The 14,637-nt window shown below is 56.6% G+C and carries 14 protein-coding genes; 10 read left to right on the top strand and 4 right to left on the bottom strand.

The window, feature by feature from the left end:
* Positions 1–48: 48 nt before the first annotated feature.
* The 3 genes from clpP to bolA form a co-directional block, all read right to left on the bottom strand.
* Positions 49–672, bottom strand: a complete 624-nt coding sequence (gene clpP, locus ACOI7Z_RS19855) for an ATP-dependent Clp endopeptidase proteolytic subunit ClpP (protein ID WP_002891804.1) — start codon at positions 670–672, stop codon at positions 49–51.
* A gap of 309 nt (positions 673–981) precedes the next feature.
* A complete protein-coding gene (gene tig, locus ACOI7Z_RS19860; RefSeq protein WP_023288613.1) occupies positions 982–2,280 on the bottom strand; it encodes a trigger factor in 1,299 nt (432 codons plus the stop codon).
* A gap of 345 nt (positions 2,281–2,625) precedes the next feature.
* Complete coding sequence (gene bolA, locus ACOI7Z_RS19865) at positions 2,626–2,943, bottom strand: transcriptional regulator BolA (RefSeq protein ID WP_002891649.1); 318 nt, start codon at positions 2,941–2,943, stop codon at positions 2,626–2,628.
* Between the two features lie 302 nt (positions 2,944–3,245).
* Here bolA and ACOI7Z_RS19870 point away from each other — a divergent pair, with 302 nt between their 5' ends.
* The 8 genes from ACOI7Z_RS19870 (at position 3,246) to ACOI7Z_RS19905 (ending at position 11,189) form a co-directional block, all read left to right on the top strand.
* A complete protein-coding gene (locus ACOI7Z_RS19870; RefSeq protein ID WP_004204800.1) occupies positions 3,246–3,824 on the top strand; it encodes a lipoprotein in 579 nt (192 codons plus the stop codon).
* A gap of 43 nt (positions 3,825–3,867) precedes the next feature.
* On the top strand, positions 3,868–5,343 hold the full coding sequence (ampG, locus tag ACOI7Z_RS19875) for a muropeptide MFS transporter AmpG (protein WP_023288612.1): 1,476 nt from the start codon (positions 3,868–3,870) through the stop codon (positions 5,341–5,343).
* Positions 5,344–5,822: 479 nt separating this feature from the next.
* Positions 5,823–6,767 (top strand): cytochrome o ubiquinol oxidase subunit II, encoded by a 945-nt coding sequence (gene cyoA / locus ACOI7Z_RS19880; protein ID WP_004204802.1) that lies wholly within the window; start codon positions 5,823–5,825, stop codon positions 6,765–6,767.
* A 19-nt stretch (positions 6,768–6,786) separates the two neighbouring features.
* Positions 6,787–8,778, top strand: coding sequence for a cytochrome o ubiquinol oxidase subunit I (gene cyoB / locus ACOI7Z_RS19885; RefSeq protein WP_004204804.1), 1,992 nt, complete (start codon positions 6,787–6,789; stop codon positions 8,776–8,778).
* Positions 8,768–9,379, top strand: a complete 612-nt coding sequence (locus ACOI7Z_RS19890) for a cytochrome o ubiquinol oxidase subunit III (protein ID WP_002891635.1) — start codon at positions 8,768–8,770, stop codon at positions 9,377–9,379. Before cyoB ends, ACOI7Z_RS19890 begins: the two co-directional genes overlap by 11 nt.
* Positions 9,379–9,708, top strand: coding sequence for a cytochrome o ubiquinol oxidase subunit IV (locus ACOI7Z_RS19895; RefSeq protein ID WP_002891634.1), 330 nt, complete (start codon positions 9,379–9,381; stop codon positions 9,706–9,708). The genes ACOI7Z_RS19890 and ACOI7Z_RS19895 overlap by 1 nt, the downstream gene beginning before the upstream one ends.
* Before the next feature lie 11 nt (positions 9,709–9,719).
* Positions 9,720–10,607, top strand: a complete 888-nt coding sequence (cyoE, locus tag ACOI7Z_RS19900) for a heme o synthase (protein ID WP_002891629.1) — start codon at positions 9,720–9,722, stop codon at positions 10,605–10,607.
* Between the two features lie 249 nt (positions 10,608–10,856).
* Entirely contained in the window at positions 10,857–11,189 is a 333-nt protein-coding gene (locus tag ACOI7Z_RS19905) for a hypothetical protein (protein WP_087849719.1), read from the top strand.
* A gap of 38 nt (positions 11,190–11,227) precedes the next feature.
* On the opposite strand, the gene ACOI7Z_RS19910 is transcribed toward ACOI7Z_RS19905, so the two are convergent.
* A complete protein-coding gene (locus ACOI7Z_RS19910) occupies positions 11,228–11,986 on the bottom strand; it encodes an IclR family transcriptional regulator domain-containing protein (RefSeq protein WP_023288610.1) in 759 nt (252 codons plus the stop codon).
* Positions 11,987–12,138: 152 nt separating this feature from the next.
* Between ACOI7Z_RS19910 and ACOI7Z_RS19915 the strand changes: the two genes are divergently transcribed.
* Both ACOI7Z_RS19915 and ACOI7Z_RS19920 read left to right on the top strand, forming a co-directional pair.
* Positions 12,139–12,960: a shikimate dehydrogenase family protein gene (locus tag ACOI7Z_RS19915; RefSeq protein ID WP_044521259.1), complete on the top strand. Its 822-nt coding sequence runs from the start codon at positions 12,139–12,141 to the stop codon at positions 12,958–12,960.
* Positions 12,957–14,633 carry an FAD-dependent oxidoreductase gene (locus ACOI7Z_RS19920; RefSeq protein WP_087849717.1) on the top strand — a complete coding sequence of 559 codons (1,677 nt, stop codon included), beginning with the start codon at positions 12,957–12,959 and terminating at the stop codon, positions 14,631–14,633. Before ACOI7Z_RS19915 ends, ACOI7Z_RS19920 begins: the two co-directional genes overlap by 4 nt.
* The last annotated feature ends 4 nt before the right edge of the window (positions 14,634–14,637 follow it).

Genomic DNA, 14,637 nt, shown 5'->3' on the forward strand with positions numbered 1-14,637 from the left:
CGTGGCGAGAAGGATGCAGCGTAAAGCGGCACCCTTGCGCCTCGGGCATCAATTACGATGGGTCAAAATAGAGTCGACCAGTCCGTACTCCACGGCTTCCGCAGCAGAGAGGAAGCGGTCACGCTCGGTGTCACGCTCAATCTGCTCAAGAGACTGGCCGGTATGATGCGCCATCAGCTCATTCATGCGTCCTTTCACCTTCAGGATTTCACGGGCGTGGATCTCAATATCCGTCGCCTGCCCCTGATAGCCGCCCAGCGGCTGGTGGATCATCACGCGGGAGTTCGGCAGGCAGAAACGCTTGCCCTTCGCCCCGGCGGTCAACAGGAACGCGCCCATGGACGCGGCCTGTCCCATACAGATGGTGCTGACGTCCGGCTTGATGAACTGCATGGTGTCATAGATCGACATTCCGGCGGTGATCACCCCGCCCGGAGAGTTAATGTACAGGTAAATGTCTTTTTCCGGGTTTTCCGCTTCCAGAAACAGCATCTGCGCCACGATCAGGTTTGCCATGTGGTCTTCGACCTGGCCGGTCAGAAAAATGACGCGTTCCTTAAGCAGACGGGAGTAGATATCAAAAGAACGTTCACCGCGTGAGGTCTGTTCAATGACCATCGGCACCAGGGCCATATGGGGTGCAAAGTTGTCTCGTTCGCCACTGTATGACATTTCCGTCTCCTGGAGTAATTTTAAAATACCTGCTGCACTGATTGTAACCTTACGGACGGATTATCAGCCACAGTTTCTATCCGCTGAACGCGTCACCGCCTCTTCAACACGCGTGCAATTGCGGATGCAGTTGCCTCCCCCGGTAATGGGGATGGCGTTGCCATATTTCAAGCATAACAAGCTTTTGCTGTAACGCTATCATGGTAAATGCGTTTTAGCACCGTGCCTGAGGCTGGCATTATCCTAAAAAAAAACCCGCCGCCTTTCGGCAACGGGTTTTTGCCCGAACCTTAAACCATCGCGGCGAAATTACGCCTGCTGGTTCATCAGTTCGTTGAAGGAAGTGGCTTTTTCAGACACTTTGGCTTTCGCCAGCACGGCTTCAACAGCCTGCTCTTCCAGCGCCACGTTGCGCATGTTGTCCATCAGCTCTTTGTTCTTGCTGTAGAACTCAACCACTTCTGACGGATCTTCGTAAGCAGAAGCCATCTCTTCGATCAGGCCTTTCACGCGCTCTTCGTCAGCTTTCAGCTCGTTGGTGCGAATCACTTCGCCCAGCAGCAGGCCAACCACTACGCGGCGTTTAGCCTGCTCTTCGAACAGCTCGCGCGGCAGTTCCAGAGCCTGTTTCTCGTTGCCACCGAAACGCTGAGCAGCCTGGCGACGCAGCACGTCGATTTCGCTGTCGATCAGGGCCGCCGGAACGTCGATTTCGTTAGCTTTAACCAGACCTTCGATAGCCTGAGACTTCACGCGGTTACGCACAGCGCCTTTCAGCTCGCGTTCCATGTTTTTACGCACTTCAGCGCGCAGGCCAGCGACGGAACCATCTTCCACGCCGAAACGTTTGATGAATTCTTCGGTCAGCTCCGGCAGTTCACGTTCTTCAACTTTCTTCAGGTTGATAACGAACTTAGCCGCTTTACCTTTCAGGTTTTCAGCGTGGTACTCTTCCGGGAAGGTCACGTCGATGGTGAACTCGTCACCCGCTTTGTGGCCTTTGATACCGTCTTCGAAGCCCGGGATCATACGACCCTGACCCATCGCCAGTACGAAGTCAGACGCTTTGCCGCCTTCGAACTCTTCGCCGTCTACGGAACCGGTGAAGTCGATGGTTACGCGATCTTCAGCGTCAACTGCGCCTTCTTTGTCTTTCCAGGTGGCCTGCTGCTTGCGCAGGGTTTCCAGCATGGTGTCAACGTCAGCGTCGGTCACTTCAACAACCGGTTTTTCTACTTCGATCGCTTCCAGACCCTGCAGTTCAACTTCCGGGTACACTTCGAACTCTACCGCGTAGGTGAAGTCTTCGCCCAGTTTGTATTCGCCCGGAACGTAGTTCGGCGCGCCGGCCGGATTGATTTTTTCTTTGATGATCGCGTCAACGAAATGACGGCTCATCAGGTCGCCCAGCACGTCCTGGCGAACGGATGCGCCATAACGCTGAGCAACAACATTCATCGGCACTTTGCCTTTACGGAAGCCGTCAATGCGAACTTTTTTCGCTACGTTGACCAGCTCGCTTTTGACAGCATTCTCGATGCTGTCAGCGGCGATAGTAATCGTTACACGGCGCCCAAGGCCCTGAGTGGTTTCAACTGAAACTTGCATCTTGTTACCTCAAAAAAATCACAGTGCTCGGTCAACTCTGGAAGCGCGTGTAGGTGGCTTCGCAGAACCGGGATGCCCTCTTCAAATCAGAAACACATTCCCTGTCGTCAGAATCATCCCGAAGACATTCATATATAAGACGCGGCATTATAGCGGCATCACTTTTGTGAGTCGAGAACGGTTGTCGCCTGGTGCTGCGGCATTTTTCACATTTCCCGCTCAATTTTGTCCGCAAAAGCGCTGACTTTGCGCATTTTCCAGGCAAAACAAAACGGCCCGTAGGCCGTTTTTGCTAAATCTGCAAGCAACATACTGGAAAAGCGCCAGCGGTTGCAAATGGGATTTCTAGGCGATGCTCCCCGCGCCGCGGCACGGCGGCGAGGCGAAAACCGTATCCTGTAGCGCTTCCCATTCTTTAATCGTGTAAGTGTGCAACGCCAGGGCGTGCACCGTATTCGACAGCTCCTCGGTTAGCGTGCCGTAGATCATACGGTGGCGATTAAGGAAACGCTCGCCAGTGAAGCGATCGCTCACTAACACCACTTTAAAATGACTTTCAGAGCCCGCAGGGACGTTGTGACGATAACTTTCATCCACGACTTCGAGATACATCGGGTCGAACGCTGCTCTAAGTTTTGCTTCGATCTGTTCACGTATCATCATGAATTTTCTCCTCCGACAACGCTGAGATGCCGCCACTCCTTTTAAATGTTAGCCGCTTTTACCGCTTCCATTAGGAGAAAACAACAAAAAATTAGCATTGTTCTGATATTTTCATTCAAAAGTATCACGTTTACTGGCTCTGGTCGCCAGATCCGCCGGGGAAAGAGCGATTAACCGTAGCGGGGCGCTCAGAAAACCGCCAGGGCGATGGATTTACACGCGTTGCCACTTCCCCTTGCCGTTGGCAATGCTATGATGGCGGTAATTTTCCTTATAACAACACCATGCGTTGAGACCTGAACATGCTTAAGAAGATCCTTTTCCCGTTGGTCGCCATGTTTATGCTGGCAGGATGCGCCACGCCGCCGACCACCATTGAAGTATCGCCGAAAATCACGCTGCCGCAGCAGGATCCGAGCCTGATGGGCGTGACCGTCAGCATCAACGGCGCCGACCAGCGTCCGGACCAGGCGCTGGCGAAAGTGACGCGCGACAACCAACAGGTCACCCTCACCGCCTCCCGCGACCTGCGCTTCCTGCTGCAGGAAGTGCTGGAGAAACAAATGACCGCGCGCGGCTATATGATTGGCCCGAACGGCGCAGTCGATCTGCAGATCATCGTCAACAAACTTTACGCTGACGTCTCCCAGGGCAACGTGCGCTACAACATCGCCACCAAAGCCGATATCGCCATCATCGCCACCGCGGCAAACGGCACCAAGATGACCAAAAACTACCGCGCCAGCTACTCGGTTGAAGGCGCCTTCCAGGCCTCGAACAAAAACATCGCTGATGCCGTTAACAGCGTCCTGACCGATACCATCGCCGATATGGCGCAGGACACCAGCATTCACGATTTCATCAAGCAAAACGCGCGTTAATGCCACCACGAACCCGGCCTCCGCCGGGTTCGTGCTTTATGCTATGTCCAGTCATTACTTACGCATTTTTCAGCAGCCTAAATCAGCGATTTTGCTGATCCTCGGCTTCGCCTCCGGTCTGCCGCTGGCCCTCACCTCCGGTACCCTGCAGGCCTGGATGACGGTGGAAAATATCGATCTGAAAACGATCGGTTTTTTCTCGCTGGTCGGCCAGGCCTATGTCTTTAAATTTCTCTGGTCCCCGCTGATGGACCGCTACACGCCGCCGTTCCTCGGCCGACGTCGCGGCTGGCTGGTAACCACCCAGATCCTGCTCCTGTTGGCCATCGCGGCGATGGGCTTTCTTGAACCCGTCTCCCAGCTGCGCTGGATGGCCGCGCTGGCGGTGGTGATCGCCTTCTGTTCAGCGTCGCAGGATATTGTCTTTGACGCCTGGAAAACCGACGTTCTGCCGGCGGAAGAGCGCGGCGCCGGCGCCGCGATCAGCGTGCTGGGCTATCGCCTCGGGATGCTGGTCTCCGGCGGTCTGGCCCTGTGGCTCGCCGACCGCTATCTCGGCTGGCAGGGGATGTACTGGCTGATGGCGGCGCTGCTGGTGCCCTGCATCATCGCCACGCTGCTGGCGCCCGAGCCGAGCGACGTCATCCCGGTTCCCCGATCGCTGGAGCAGGCGGTGGTTGCGCCGCTGCGTGATTTTTTCGGCCGTAACAACGCCTGGCTTATTCTGTTGCTCATCGTTCTTTATAAGCTTGGCGATGCGTTTGCCATGAGCCTGACCACCACCTTTCTCATCCGCGGCGTCGGTTTTGACGCCGGTGAAGTGGGGATGGTGAACAAAACCTTAGGCCTGTTCGCCACCATTCTCGGCGCCCTGTACGGCGGCGTCCTGATGCAGCGGTTGACGCTGTTCCGGGCGCTGCTGATCTTCGGTCTGCTGCAGGGGGTCTCCAACGCCGGCTACTGGCTGCTGTCGATTACCGATAAGCACCTCTATTCCATGGCGACCGCGGTATTCTTTGAGAACCTGTGCGGGGGAATGGGCACGGCGGCGTTTGTGGCGCTGCTGATGACGCTGTGCAACAAGTCGTTCTCCGCCACCCAGTTCGCGCTGCTCTCGGCGCTGTCCGCGGTTGGCCGCGTGTACGTCGGGCCGATCGCCGGCTGGTTCGTCGAGGCCCACGGCTGGTCCACCTTCTATCTCTTCTCTGTGGTCGCGGCGGTGCCGGGGATCGCGCTGCTGCTGCTGTGCCGGCAAACGCTCGAGCATACCCAACGCACGGCAAGCTTTATACCGCGTAGCGAATATCCGCAGGCCTATGCGCTGGCGCTGGGGATCCTGACGCTGGGCTGCCTGCTGCTGGCGGTATGGCTGGGTCTGCTGATCCTCAACGCGCTGGGTTATACGTCGTTCAGCTTCCTGTCCGGCCTGCTGGAGGTTGCCGCGCTGACGGCCGTTGGCGGTATTTTGCTCGGCGGCCTGCTCGACTACCTGGCGCTGCGTAAAACCCACCTGATTTAAGGACGCTGCATCATTATTAGCCGTTGTAATTACGAAACGTAATTATAACGGCTTATTAACGCTTTTATATTGCCCGCCGCGCTATTTGTTGTTTTGTGCGTTTTTGTTTTCTGGAAATTATTGACAGTTTTTATTCGATTCTTTAAATAATTTAACCGATTCAGCTAAGCCGATTTTATTTTACGTTTCCACAATGTCTTTTATTTGATAATTAAATGTTAAACAATTGTTCTAATTTTTGGGTGGTTATGCCCATTCGCCGCTAAGCACTCCTTTTCTTATCCCTTTCGTTATCGATCCCACGAAAATCAGGCTTTGCAAGCGATTACGTAACACTACGTAACATATGTGACAAAGCAAGCAGAAGCCGCTAACACAGAACTGACAGAGATCCAATCATGTTTACAGTAATGCAACCTTACCGTAAAATGCCCGTACACTTTAAACGCCACCAGATCCCGTGGAATTGAGGTCGTTCAATGAGACTCAGGAAATACAATAAAAGTTTGGGATGGATGTCATTAATCGCAGGTACTGTATTACTCAGTGGTTGTGATTCTGCACTCCTTGACCCAAAAGGACAGATTGGACTGGAGCAACGCTCTTTGATTCTGACGGCCTTCGGCCTGATGATGATTGTCGTTATTCCCGCCGTCTTGATGGCAGTAGGATTTGCCTGGAAGTATCGCGCGAGCAATAAAGATGCGAAGTATAGCCCGAACTGGTCACACTCCAATAAAGTGGAAGCTGTGGTCTGGACGGTACCTATTCTGATCATCCTGTTCCTGGCCGTTCTGACCTGGAAAACCACTCACGCACTGGAGCCAAGCAAACCGCTTGTCCATGACGAGAAACCAATCACCATCGAAGTCGTATCGATGGACTGGAAATGGTTCTTTATCTATCCGGAACAGGGTATTGCTACCGTTAACGAAATCGCCTTCCCGGCGAACGTACCGGTACACTTCAAAGTGACCTCTAACTCGGTGATGAACTCGTTCTTTATTCCGCGCTTAGGCAGCCAGATCTACGCAATGGCCGGGATGCAGACTCAGCTGCACCTCATTGCTGACGAAGCTGGTACTTATGACGGTATCTCCGCTAGCTACAGTGGCCCGGGCTTCTCTGGTATGAAGTTCAAAGCGATTGCTACCCCGGATCGTGCAACTTTCGATCAGTGGGTTGAAAAAGCGAAACAGTCTCCGAACGCTATGGACTCTATGGCCGCGTTCGAGAAAGTGGCTGTGCCTAGCGAATATAACAAAGTGGAATACTTCTCTAACGTGAAGCCGGATCTGTTCAAAGATGTTGTGAACAAATTCATGTCTCACGAGAGCATGAACATGTCCAAACCTGAAGGCGAGCATGCCGCTCACGACGGGATGGAAGGCATGGACATGAGCCACGCGGAAACCGCTCACTAAGGGGCCGAGGAAGAAAACGATGTTCGGAAAACTTACACTGGATGCAGTGCCCTACCACGAACCTATTATCGTGGTAACGGTGGCTGCGATTATCATTGGGGGACTGGCGCTTCTGGCGGCCATCACTTACTTCGGTAAGTGGTCCTACCTATGGAACGAGTGGCTGACCTCTGTCGACCACAAACGTCTCGGTATCATGTACGTTATCGTGGCAATCGTCATGCTGCTGCGTGGCTTTGCTGACGCCATCATGATGCGTAGCCAGCAGGTGCTGGCCTCGGCCGGGGAAGCAGGCTTCCTGCCGCCTCATCACTACGATCAGATCTTTACCGCCCACGGCGTTATCATGATCTTCTTCGTGGCGATGCCGTTCGTTATCGGTCTGATGAACCTGGTGGTTCCGCTTCAGCTCGGCGCACGCGACGTAGCCTTCCCGTTCCTCAACAACCTGAGCTTCTGGTTCACCGTTGTGGGCGTGATTCTGGTTAACCTGTCTCTGGGCGTCGGTGAGTTCGCGCAGACCGGTTGGCTGGCCTATCCGCCGCTGTCGGGAATTGAGTACAGTCCTGGCGTAGGGGTCGACTACTGGATTTGGGCGCTGCAGCTCTCCGGTATCGGTACTACCCTGACCGGTATTAACTTCTTCGTGACCATTATCAAGATGCGCGCCCCGGGCATGACCATGTTCAAGATGCCGGTATTCTCCTGGGCATCTCTGTGCGCTAACATCCTGATTATCGCCTCTTTCCCAATTCTGACCGTCACCATCGCGCTGCTGACCCTGGATCGTTACCTGGGCACCCATTTCTTTACCAACGATATGGGTGGCAACATGATGATGTACATCAACCTGATTTGGGCCTGGGGTCACCCGGAAGTGTACATCCTGGTTCTGCCGGTGTTCGGGGTCTTCTCCGAAATCGCCGCGACCTTCTCGCGTAAGCGTCTGTTCGGTTACACCTCTCTGGTGTGGGCAACCGTCTGTATTACCGTTCTGTCGTTCATCGTTTGGCTGCACCACTTCTTCACCATGGGTGCCGGCGCGAACGTAAACGCCTTCTTCGGTATTACCACCATGATTATCGCGATCCCGACCGGGGTTAAGATCTTCAACTGGCTGTTCACCATGTATCAGGGTCGCATCGTCTTCAACTCGGCGATGATGTGGACTATCGGCTTTATCGTGACCTTCTCCGTAGGTGGGATGACCGGCGTGCTGCTGGCGGTACCGGGCGCGGACTTCGTTCTGCACAACAGCCTGTTCCTGATCGCGCACTTCCATAACGTTATCATCGGCGGCGTGGTATTCGGTTGCTTCGCAGGTCTGACCTACTGGTGGCCGAAAGCCTTTGGCTTCACCCTGAACGAAACCTGGGGCAAACGCGCTTTCTGGTTCTGGATCATCGGCTTCTTCGTGGCGTTTATGCCGCTGTACGTGCTGGGCTTCATGGGGATGACCCGTCGTCTGAGCCAGCAGATCGATCCGCAGTTCCACCCGATGCTGGTTGTTGCAGCTTGCGGTGCGGCGCTGATCGCCTGCGGTATCCTGTGCCAGCTGATTCAGTTCTACGTCTCTATTCGCGACCGCGATCAGAACCGTGACCTGACCGGTGACCCGTGGGGTGGCCGTACGCTGGAGTGGGCAACCTCTTCTCCACCGCCGTTCTACAACTTCGCTATCGTTCCTCAGGTTCACGAGCGTGACGCCTTCTGGGAAATGAAAGAGAAAGGTGAAGCGTACAAACAGCCTGCTCACTATGAAGAAATTCATATGCCGAAAAACAGCGGCGCCGGCATCGTCATTGCCGCCTTCGCGACGGTATTTGGTTTCGCCATGATCTGGCATATCTGGTGGATGGCGATCGCCAGCTTCATCGGCATCGTAGCGACCTGGATTATTAAGAGCTTTGACGAGGACGTGGATTACTACGTACCGGTTGCAGAAGTCGAAAAACTGGAAAAACAGCATTTCGATGAGATTAACAAAGCAGGGCTGAAAAATGGCAACTGATACTCTTGCGCATACTGCCCACGCGCATGAACACGGGCACCATGATACAGGACCGATGAAGGTATTCGGTTTCTGGATCTACCTGATGAGCGACTGCATTATCTTCGCTACGCTGTTTGCTACCTATGCTGTTCTGGTGAACGGCACGGCCGGCGGACCGACTGGCAAAGATATTTTCGAACTGCCGTTCGTTCTGGTTGAAACCGCACTGCTGCTGTTCAGCTCCATCACCTACGGCATGGCGGCTATCGCCATGTACAAAAACAACAAGAGCCAGGTGGTTTCCTGGCTGGCGTTGACCTGGCTGTTTGGCGCCGGATTTATCGGGATGGAAATCTATGAATTCCATCACCTGATCATGGAAGGCTTTGGTCCGGATCGTAGTGGCTTCCTGTCCGCGTTCTTCGCGCTGGTCGGCACCCACGGTCTGCACGTGACCTCTGGCCTTATCTGGATGGCGGTGCTGATGTTCCAGGTTTCACGTCGTGGCCTGACCAGCACTAACCGCACGCGTATCCTGTGCCTGAGCCTGTTCTGGCACTTCCTGGACGTCGTGTGGATCTGCGTGTTCTCGGTTGTCTATCTGATGGGGGCGATGTAATGAGTCATTCTACCGATCATAGCGGCGCTTCTCACGGCAGCGTGAAGAGCTACATGACAGGATTTATCCTGTCCATCATCCTGACGGTCATTCCGTTCGCCATGGTGATGAGTGGCTCCGCCTCGCATGCGGTTATCCTTGGCACCATTCTGGTGACCGCTGTGGTGCAGATCGTGGTACACCTCGTGTACTTCCTGCATATGAACAGCAAGTCCGATGAAGGCTGGAACCTGACCGCATTTATCTTCACCGTAATCATCATTGCGATCGTGGTTGTCGGCTCCATCTGGATTATGTGGAACCTGAACTACAACATGATGATGCACTAAGAGCGGCGAGTATGTTTAAGCAATACCTGCAAGTTACGAAACCAGGCATTATTTTTGGCAACCTGATCTCCGTGATCGGCGGTTTCCTGCTGGCCTCCAAAGGCCACATCGACTATCCGCTGTTCGTCTGGACGCTCCTTGGAGTATCCCTGGTGGTCGCCTCGGGTTGTGTATTCAACAACTACATCGACCGGGACATCGATCGTAAGATGGAACGGACGAAAAACCGGGTGCTGGTCAAAGGGCTGATCTCGCCAGAAGCTTCGCTGGTGTACGCCACCTTGCTGGGTATTGCTGGCTTTATGCTGCTGTGGTTCGGCGCAAATCCGCTGGCCTGCTGGCTGGGGGTGATGGGGTTCGTGGTTTATGTCGGCGTCTACAGCCTGTACATGAAACGCCACTCTGTCTACGGCACGCTGATTGGCTCACTCTCCGGCGCAGCGCCGCCGGTGATTGGCTACTGCGCGGTCACCGGTGATTTCGACAGCGGTGCGGCGATCCTGCTGGCTATCTTTAGCCTGTGGCAGATGCCTCACTCCTACGCCATCGCGATTTTCCGCTTTAAGGATTATCAGGCGGCGAATATTCCGGTGCTGCCGGTGGTGAAAGGCATTTCGGTCGCCAAAAACCATATTACGCTGTACATCGTCGCCTTTGCCGTTGCGACCCTGATGCTCTCGCTGGGCGGCTACGCCGGGTATAAATACCTGGTCGTGGCGGCTGCGGTCAGCGTCTGGTGGCTGGGCATGGCGCTGCGTGGCTACAAAGTGGCAGATGACAAAGTCTGGGCGCGCAAGCTGTTCGTCTTTTCCATCGTCGCCATCACTGCGCTGTCCGTGATGATGTCCGTTGACTTTATGGTGCCGGATTCACATAGCCTGCTGGCTTACGTGAGATAATCTCGCTCTCCAGTACGATATAAAGCCCCGTTTTGACGGGGCTTTTTCTTTTCTGTTACAAATTGGTTCCTTTCTCATTTCATACTTCCCCTCCCCTCCCCCGCATCGGTTTCGCTATCTCACGCCCAAAAAATGAGGAAAAAATGAGCTTGTGCTAACCGGGTATCGCTCGCGCCGCACGCGCCCGCGATGCTACTTTTCGCCTCGGGTTTACCCCCGTTTGGGAAATATTCACTACAAGGAATCGCAATGAAAGAATTAACACTGAACGAAATGGCGTACATCTCCGGCGGCTTTAACCTGTTCGGCGCGTCCAACGGCTTCGCCAGCTTTGTCGCCAACTCTGCCGTCGGCTTCACCTCGTTTGTCCTCACCTCCGGTACCGCCTTCGCCTCATTCGTTGGCGACAGCGCGATGGCGTTTGGTTCCTTCCTGACCGGTCAGACAAACTGGGAAACCTTTGTGACCACCGGTAAGGAAAACTGGGGTAGCTTCGTCAATACCGCCGGCACCAGCTGGAACACCTTTGTCGATAACGCCGCCAGCGACTGGAGCAGCTTCCTCAACAAAGCGTCAGCCTAAACGACGTCTCGCCGAGGGCAGCGCATCGGCTGCCCTGTTTAACCCACCAGCATCGCCTGCGCGCTATAGAGCAGATCAAGGTGGTCGCGGCATAACGCGTCCAGCGAAGTCCGCGATTGATGACTGGTCAGACTTAACGCTCCCCACCAGGTCCCTTCCCTGTCGGTTAACGGTACCGCCAGCACCAGCATACCAATCTCAAACTCCTGCTCGATAGTGGCATACCCCTGACGCCGCACCTGGGCAATCTTCTCCATCAACGACGCGACGTCGGTCACCGTATAGGGCGTGCGTTGTTCCCGGGTAATGCGCTGTAGAACCGCTTCACACTCTGCTTCCGGCAGCGAAGCCAGCCATAACCGCCCCCCGGCGGTACAAAAGATGGGCACCCGCTCCCCAAGCCTAACCGACGTGGAGTTAAATGGCGTGTGACGGCTGCGGGCGATATAGACCAGTTCATCTTCATCCACCACCCCCACCGAGGCGTGCTCCTCGGTCCGGCTGGCAATGTATTCGACAATCGGCCGCACCATGCGGGGAAACTGCGCCGAATCGACGTAGGCCTGACCAAGCCGCAGCGTCTTCGGGGTAAGCCAGTAATAGCGCCCATCGGTTTGCAAATAGCGCTCATGCAGCAGCGTCAACAGAAAACGTCGTGCCGCGCTTTGCGTCAGGCCGCTCATTTTCGCCGCCTGAGCGACGGTGAGCTTTGGGCAGGTTTTAGAAAAAAGCTGGATGAGCGCCAACCCTTTTTGTAAACCGACGATCAGATCGCGAGGATGAATGGTGTTTTGCATATTCGCTCACATTTTTGCAACATCATTATCGATTTCCTGCGATTATCGCAGCGATCGTGCGATTAACAACCAACATGTCCGAATTCTGCGTTGTCGCTCCCAGCTTCCACTGAAATACTTTCACAACATTCATTTAACAAATGAGGTTTGCAATGGTCAGTGGAACTACCCAGGTTGTCGCCGTGATTGGTCATCCGATCGCCCAGGTGAAATCACCGGATAACTTCAACCGCTACTTTGCCGAACAGCACATGGACAGCGTCATGATCCCGGTGGATATCGCCCCGGACGCGGTGGCCGCCTACCTCAACGCCCTGCGCGGCTGGCAGAACATGAGCGGCGTGCTGGTGACGGTGCCGCATAAACAACGCGCCGCCGCGCTGGTCGACGAGCTTACGCCGCGCGCCCGCCGACTCAACGCCATCAATGTGATCCGCAAGCTGGCGGATGGCCGGTTACAGGGCGATATGCTGGACGGCGTCGGCTTTCTGCTCGCCGCCGAGGCTCAGGGTTTTCAGCCGGCAGGTAAGCAGGCGCTGCTCTCCGGTTGCGGCGGCGTCGGCAGCGCCATCGCCTGGGGATTGTGCGAGGCGGGGCTCCGTCAGCTGGCTCTGCACGATCAAAACCCCGCCACCCGGCAACGCCTGCACGACCTTCTGGCTGAAGCCTTTCCGGCGGTGCGACTGAGCGCGCTGCCGGACACCCTGCACGGCGTCGATCTGCTGGTCAACGGCTCGCCGGCCGGCATGGCCGGATTTGATGCGCTGCCCCTGCCGCAGGCGCTGCTGGAGACCCTCGACAGCGCCACCCACGTGGCTGACGTTGTCACCGCCCCGGTGATGACGCCGTTGCTCACCTTCGCCGCCGCCCGCGGCTGCCGGGTACAGACCGGGCCGGAAATGGCGCTGGCGCAGATGACGCTGATGGGCCAGTTTATCGGCGCCATCCCGCCGGCGCAGGGAGCGGCGGCATGAAGAGCTGGGACGTGATCGTCATCGGCAGCGGCGCCGCTGGCTTTGCCGCCGCGGTCACCGCCAGCTGCAAAGGGCTGTCGGTGCTGATGCTGGAGAAAGCCGGTCAGTTCGGCGGCACCTCGGCCATCTCTGGCGGCGCCGTGTGGCTGCACGATACCGACCAGGCGCGCGCTGAGGGCAAAAGCGGTAGCGCCGAAGCGATCAAAACCTATCTGCGAACCATTATCGGCGAGGACCACTACCGCGAAGATATCGCCGAGGCGTTTATCAGCGCCGGGCGAGAGGCCCTCGCCTTTCTGGAGCGCGAGGGGGCGGTGAAATATAGCCTGCGCCCACTCTCACCTGATTACTATCCGGATGAGCCCGGCGCCGTCGACGTCGGGCGGGCGTTGGAGGTGGTGGAGTATGACGGCCGTGAACTGGGGGACGCGTTTCGCGACCTGCGCTCGCCGCCGCCGGGGATGCTGCTGTTTGGCGGAATGATGGTCAACCGCGTCGACATTCAACATTTTCTCGATATGCGTCGCTCGCTGCGCTCCCTGGCCCATTGCACCCGACTGCTGCTGCGCTACGCCCGCGACCGGGTGACATACCCTCGCGGCACCCGCCTGGCGATGGGCAATGCGCTGATTGCCCGCATGGCGACCACGGCGCTGCGTAAAGGCATGAGCCTGCGGCTGAATGTCAATGTTCTGGCGCTGCGCGAAGCGCAAGGCGCGGTCACCGGGGTAGAGATCGAGTGTCAGGGGCAAAGAGAGACGCTGCACGCCCGGCGAGGAGTGGTGCTGGCCGCTGGCGGTTTTGCCGCTGGCGCGCTGGCGGCGCGCTATCGGCCTGACACCCGAGAGCACTTCACCATGTCGCCGCCGGCCAATGATGGCGCCGCGCTGCGTCTCGCGGCGGCGCTTAACGCTCGCGAGGGAGCCGATCGGGCATCCAACTTTTTCTGGGCGCCGGTATCGGTGCTGACCCGGGCCGACGGCAGCGAGGAGCGCTTCCCCCACCTGGTGACCGACCGGGCCAAGCCGGGCGTGATTGCCGTCAATCAGCGGGCGGTACGCTTCGTTAATGAGTCCAGCTCCTATCACCATTTTGCCAGCGCGATGCAGCGTGCCGCGGAGAATGCCCCCTGCTTTTTACTGTGCGACGCTCAGGCGATGAAGCGTTACGGCCTCGGGCTGGCGCGCCCGGCGCCGGTGAACAATGACGCCCTGATCGCCGCTGGCTATCTGCACAAAGCCGACACCCTGGCCGCGCTGGCGCAGCAGCTTGGGCTGGATGCCCACACCCTGAGCGAGACGGTCGCCCGCTACAATCGTGACGCCGCGCAGGGCGTGGACCGTGAGTTTGCCAAAGGCGGCAACAGCTATAACCGGGCGATGGGCGATCCGGGCCATCACCCTGACGCATGCAACGCTCCCCTGCTCAGCGCGCCGTTCTATGCCATCAAACTCTATACCGGCGATCTGGGGACTTCCCGGGGTCTGGTCACCACCGCCGATGCCCAGGTCGTCAACGCCGAAGGAAACCCTATCGCGGGGCTGTACGCGGTGGGAAACGACATGGATTCGCTGATGGCCGGCACCTACCCGGGTCCCGGCATCACCCTTGGCCCGGGGCTGACGTTTGGCTACCTCGCCGCCTGCCATCTGGCGCAACCCGCCACCCACTAATCAG

This window comes from Klebsiella sp. C283, from assembly GCF_048822555.1.
In the GTDB taxonomy this organism is placed as follows: domain Bacteria; phylum Pseudomonadota; class Gammaproteobacteria; order Enterobacterales; family Enterobacteriaceae; genus Klebsiella; species Klebsiella quasipneumoniae.